We start from the raw sequence: 5643 nt of genomic DNA on the forward strand, positions 1-5643 counted from the left end.
GTTTCCTGGTTCGCGGCCTGCAGCCCAGCTAGTGGCGGCCAGCCTCTATTTGCCTTCCTTGGCGGCCCGCTCCTTCTCGATGGCTTGGACCTGGGCAACCATGTCCGGAGCAAAGGCATAGAGCTTGCCCTCTGACTGATGGACCCAGAAGCGCCCGCACAGATCAGTCGTCTCGCTTTGGCCATCGGCTGGCCACCAGTCGGCATCCAAGGTGCGGGTAGCTGAGATCTCGTCAGGCTCGAGGTTCTTGGTGCGCGGGTCAGAAGCGTAGGCCTTGGCCAGTTCGGCTTCGGTCGGATTCCCAACGGTTTCCAGCGCCTTGCACTGTTCGCTGTCCAGCTTGCCGTCGTAGTTCAGCATGAAGATGCGTTCAGCGCCGGTATTGCGCTGGACCAGCTGAACGTCGGTGCCGCCGGACGGAACCCAGTCGGGCAGCACGCCATCGGCCACGGCCTTCTCTGAAGTTTTGGCAGTTCGAGTGGTGGATTCATCGTACTTGTCGACGAAGAGATCAGAACCGCTGCAGCCGGTGAGCAGGAGAGCGAAGGGAAGGGCGAGCGCGCCAGTGGCGAGGTACTTTTTCTTGAGCATGATTCCATCGTAGAAATTTCCGCGGCCCGGGGAATCAGCGATGCGAGGTAACTATCCCGTGCCCGGCTCATACCCTCGGCTGATAGTTTCCACTTCTGGGATCAACCCTGAAACTCCATCTCACCCAGTAAAAGCACTCGCTAATATCCGCACATCGCCACTGCTTATTGGTAGATTGCCTACGAACCAAACGCTACTTAGGAGCCATCACCGTTGACGACTATTGACCCTGCGGCACTTGAATCGGAACTGCGCATCGCAGAAGAACGGCGCCTTTCGGCCATGCTCGCCCGTGACCTCGAAACCTTGGGGAACCTGCTTGAGCCGGATTTGCAGTACACCCACTCCACCGGTCGTGTCGATGACCGCGACTCATTGCTGGAACTGCTCGGTTCCGGGGCCGTCGAATATTTGGCGCTCAGCCACGACTTCGAGTCCGTTACCCAGGAGGGCAACGTGGTGGTCGTCGAAGGCAGCATGAAAATGCATCTGATTTCCGGAGGCGTCGAAAAGCATCTGGCAACTGCCAACCGCACGGTGTGGGCCAATACCGGCGGCCAGTGGAAGCTGCGCCTCTTTGTCGGGGCCACAGCGCAATAGGCCCGCACTTCGACGCTTTAAAAGCCACTGCGGCAGGCTGGATCTTCCAAGCTGCCGCCTTTCCACAGTGGCTATCGCCTCAACGCCTAGACCTGGCCGCCATGGCGGGCCACTGCTTCACGAGCCAGCGCCTTGCCGAACTCGGTGTGCGCGGCAAGCGCTGCCTGGGCCGCTGGCGCGTCACCGGCAGCCAGCGCTTCAGTCAATTCGGCAACGTGGCGGTGGTCCAGCTGGCGCGACCACTGCTCTGCGGTCAGCGCTTGGCGCCAGACGGTGCCAATTCCCAAACGGCGGAAGGAATCCACCAGCTGGCTGGAGCCGGCAACGCCAACCAGAGCATCGTGGTAGGCGACATTCAGGGCCAAGAACTCTTCCAGGTCGGATTCCGAAGTCTCACGCAGGTCAGCCAGCTTCGCGGTGATCTCGCGCAGGCTGGAAATGGTCTCTTCGGAAATCTTGCCCAGGTGCGAGGCGATCACCCCGGACTCGATGGTGGCGCGCGAGTCGTAGGCCGAATCGGTCAATTCTGCGGTAATCGGCTTTGGCTGGTATTTTCCGGTTTCGGTGCGGAAGACCAGGTGCTCGCTTTCCAGCTTCACCAGCGCGTTGGCTACATGATCAGCGTCGGCCCGGGAAGCCGCGGCGATGGCATCCACGTCGAGGTCTTCGCCCAGTGGGCTGGTGCGCAGCAGCACCCAGGTGCGGGTGGCCTGGTAGGCAGCCAACTCCTTGGTCGGCTCGAGGCGGCCCATGGTTCCGCGGTAGTAGGCCAGCGGTTCGCGGTCATGGGCTTCAGCGTGGCTGACCAGTCCCAGGAAAACGGTGTGGGTACCGCCGGTAGGGGTTTCGGCCACATGGCATACGATCGTGGCCAATGCGCCGTCAATCAGCGGGATGCCCTCCGCGGAGAGGGTATGCGGCACGGTGGCGAACTTGTCCTCGCCCTTGCGGCCGAAGTGGAAGGCCAGCGCGCCCTGGTCCTCGGCCAGGATGTTGATGCCGAAGACGCCTGCTTCAACTACCCGGTCATGGGTGGAGCTGGAGCGGTTCAGGCAAGCGAGCATCATTGGCGGTTCCATCGACAGGGAGGACACTGCCGAAGCGGTGGTGCCGTAGAGCTGGCCGTCCACGGCCGTGGTGATCACCGTGACACCGGAGGCGAAGTGGCCTACGACGTTGCGGAAGGTGTTCATGTCTACTGGGGTGACCGATTCAAGGTTGGTGATGCTCATGGGAGTTGCTCCTGGTAATTCGGGGTGAAGTTTCTGGTGGGGTCCAGCGCCGCCATCAGATCAGTCAGATCCGGTGCGCTGGCGAGGTGTTCGAGCTGGTGCTGCAACGCGTCCTTGCGTGCTGCCAGTTCTGGATGCGAGAACTCGAGATTCTTCGAGAACTTCTCAACTACCTGGTCATGCTCCAGGGGTGTGCGCAAGATGTTTCCGTCCGGGTGCTCCACGCGCACGTGGCGCACCTCGCCGCTGCGCAGCCGTGCAGTGATCTCCGCCGTCAGCCGCTGGCTGTTAGGCAGGGTGCCGGCTAGCTCGATGCGCCCGAGCATCTGCGCCAGCTCCGGGTCCGCCAGCGCGCTGGCGGTCAGGTGCTCGGGGCGAACCGTTCCGTGGATCAAGGCGATCGCCGCGGTGGCGTGCACCGAGAACAGGGCTGCCACGGTGCGGGTGTCCCCCGCCTCGAAGCGCGCCCCGACGAATCCGTTCAGGGTCCGCTCGCTCAGGTGGACGGTGAGGCATTCGATGTCCTTGTAGCCCACCGTGCCGTCGGCCACCAGTTCCGCGCAGGCCTGCAGCGAAGGCTGCGCGGCCCGGCAACTGGCAAAGGGCTTGATCGTGCAGTCCCCATGGAAGCTCACGCCAAGATCCGCCACCGCCAGTTCCGGCTGCGCGTCGATGCCGAACAGCTGGAAGTAGCCGTGCTTGCCGGTCAGCGGATCATCCGCCGCCTTCATGCCGGCTTTGGCCAGCTGCGCGGCGGAAATTCCGGCGCGGGCGGCGAAGGCCATGGGCAGCTTGAAGCCGTTGGCCCCATCGAAGATCGCCGCCACATTGCCCGAAGCCTGGTTGACCGCAATGCCGATGGCATGGCGTGCCTGCGCCTTGTCCAGGCCCAGCATCCGGCTGGCGATTCCAGCGGCGGCCAGGGCATTCAAGGTGCCGGTATTATCCTGCCCCGAGTACACGTCGAAGCCGCCGGCGATGGCCAGGCGGGCTGCCAGGTCATCGCCCAGCGCCAGAGCGGCCAGTGCTTCTTCTCCGGTGGCGCCGGTGGCTTCGGCCAGGGCCAGCACGACGGCCACGGTGGTTCCGGAGATGTGGGCGGCGACCTGCTTGCCGGCCGGGCCTTCGGCTTCCACCGGTTCGAAGTCGAAGGAGCGGATCAGGGCCGCGTTGACGAAGGCCGCGGAGGTGGCCGGAAGCTTGATTCCGGTACCCAGCACGGTTGCTTCATCGCCGTGGCCCCAGGCCTGCGCCGCTTCGATGAGTCCGGCAATGTCGTCGGCACGGTGCCCTGCCAGCCCAACGCCCACCGAATCCAGCAGGCGCTGGTTCACGCGCTGGATCGTGGCCGTCGGCAGCTGGCCGTACTGGGTTTCCAGCAGGTGCTCGAGCAGCGCATCGAGCACACCGGGCGTCGGGTTAGCCATGATTTTCCTGCTTCCCTAGGCGCGCGTTGCCGCGGCGTCCAGGTCCAGTGCGGCCTGCTCGGCGATGACCGGGCTGATACCCACCTCGGCGAACATCGCCTCGAAGGCACCGGTCTCGCCCTTCATCTGCGCCTTGCGGTGATCCAGCCCGCGGGCACGGCTGACCGACCCCAGGTAGAAGCGCTCGTACAGTTCGATGCGGCTGCCCAGGGCGGATCCGGCGAAGTCCCAAGCGGTGCGGAAGATCTTGGCGCGTTCCTCTGGCGCGATGCCGTTGGCTCCCGGCAGGTACTTCTTGAGCAGTGGGCCCAGGCGCGGGTCCTCGAAGGAGGCCGCGGTCGGGGTGGCCAGCAGGTTGTGGCTGCCCATGGACTTGATGATGTCGTTCACGCGGGCCATCCAGATGGGCATCATGGTGCGCAGCGCGGAGATGTCGTCGTGGCAGAAGAACGCCCCGCCGCCCCATTCCGACGCGTTGACCTCGGCCGAGTGGATCACGGCGCGGGCGATGCGCAGGTAGGAATAGATCTCGCCGAGCATCGATGCGGTGTCCGGCTTGTTGTCGGTGGCGGTGACCTTGGCCATCTGCACGCACAGGTCGTAGGCGAATTCCAGCTTCACCGAGGCGCGGATGGCGGTCTGCTGCTGGGTGTTGCCGGTGGCGGTGCCGGCGTTCAGGGAATTGTAGACATCGAGCTGGCCGTCGATGAACACGCGATCCCAAGGGACCAGCACGTCGTCGAAGATGATGACCGCATCCTGCTCGTCGAAGCGCGAGGAGAACGGCTTGTCCACTACCGGCTGGTCCACGCCGTAGTGGTCGCGGCAGACCGAGACCACGCCGCTGGTGGCGACCGGGATCGCGAAGGACAGCGCGTATTCCTCGTAGCCCTTCTGGATGGGCACCGCCGGGTAGACATAGAGCTCGTCGGCGATCGGGCCCAGGGTGGCGAGCATCTTCGCGCCGCGCACGATCAGGCCTTCAGCGGTGCGGTCCACCACGCGCAAGGTCAGCTCTTCATTGATGCCCTGCAGTTCGCCGACCGACTTGTCGATGGCCGCATGCACGATGGTGTGGGTCAGCGCCAGGTCGTTTTCCTGCACATGGCGCCAGTAGTTCTCCAGGCGCTCGTAGTAGACCGGGTCGCCGGATTTGGCGAAGATGTCCGGGCGCGAGGCGTGGCCGGCGAGCACCACGTTGACGTAGTCGGGGGTGCGTCCGAGCATGCCATTGGAGTAGCGGGCCAGGCGGTCGAACGCGCGGTGGCGGCGGGCGATGTCTTCTGCGTTCTTGGGACGCAGCAGGGAGACGTTGTGCTGTTCGCCAGTCTGCTCGTCGTTCATCAGGCAGTCATCGGCGTACTTGTGCTGGTAGTCGAAGTAGGCGGCCATGCCGTTGATCGAGCCGGCAAATGCCGGGTGCTCGGTGACGTCAATGCGCTGATCGCCCAGCCAGACCTCGCGGGAATCCTTGAGCCCTGCCAGGTACTGCTCTCCAGTGCGTGCACTCATCTTCGCTGCTCCTTATCGGGCGTCCCGCTGAGCGGGTTCAAAAATATATTCTGTGCATCAGTTTATATAACTCGTGTGACCCAGATCAAGCTCTGGACCGAAGAATTTTTTCAAACCCGCAGGATTACAGGGTTTTCAAAGGCCGAAGAAAATATTATCTGTCTTAAAATGCGTAAAAAGTGGACAAGGTTAGTGAAATGGGCCACTATGGCTTAAGTCACATCAGCGATCAGGAAGGGTTCTCGACGTGTCCGACTCGCAACAGAACCAGCCAGTGCCGG

Annotated in this window: 5 protein-coding genes; 1 reads left to right on the forward strand and 4 read right to left on the reverse strand. The window is 63.4% G+C overall.

All coding sequences use genetic code 11. The annotated features are described in order from the left end of the window. Positions 1–45: 45 nt before the first annotated feature. Positions 46–591: a hypothetical protein gene (locus ACI2JZ_RS18305; protein ID WP_105656457.1), complete on the reverse strand. Its 546-nt coding sequence runs from the start codon at positions 589–591 to the stop codon at positions 46–48. A 213-nt stretch (positions 592–804) separates the two neighbouring features. On the opposite strand from ACI2JZ_RS18305, the gene ACI2JZ_RS18310 reads away from it, so the two are divergent. Further along, entirely contained in the window at positions 805–1191 is a 387-nt protein-coding gene (locus ACI2JZ_RS18310; RefSeq protein ID WP_105662290.1) for a nuclear transport factor 2 family protein, read from the forward strand. 86 nt (positions 1192–1277) lie between these two features. Here ACI2JZ_RS18310 and ACI2JZ_RS18315 read toward each other — a convergent pair whose 3' ends face one another. The 3 genes from ACI2JZ_RS18315 to ACI2JZ_RS18325 are packed head-to-tail and all read right to left on the reverse strand — an operon-like array spanning position 1278 to position 5362. Continuing rightward, positions 1278–2423, reverse strand: coding sequence for a flavin reductase (locus tag ACI2JZ_RS18315; protein WP_105656459.1), 1146 nt, complete (start codon positions 2421–2423; stop codon positions 1278–1280). Further along, positions 2420–3850, reverse strand: a complete 1431-nt coding sequence (locus ACI2JZ_RS18320; RefSeq protein WP_404598851.1) for an MmgE/PrpD family protein — start codon at positions 3848–3850, stop codon at positions 2420–2422. Before ACI2JZ_RS18320 ends, ACI2JZ_RS18315 begins: the two co-directional genes overlap by 4 nt. 15 nt (positions 3851–3865) lie before the next feature. Then, a complete protein-coding gene (locus ACI2JZ_RS18325) occupies positions 3866–5362 on the reverse strand; it encodes a 4-hydroxyphenylacetate 3-hydroxylase family protein (RefSeq protein WP_133833894.1) in 1497 nt (498 codons plus the stop codon). Between the last annotated feature and the right edge of the window lie 281 nt (positions 5363–5643).

The sequence above is a fragment of the Microbacterium sp. NPDC087868 genome, from assembly GCF_044900755.1.
GTDB lineage: Bacteria > Actinomycetota > Actinomycetes > Actinomycetales > Microbacteriaceae > Microbacterium > Microbacterium galbinum.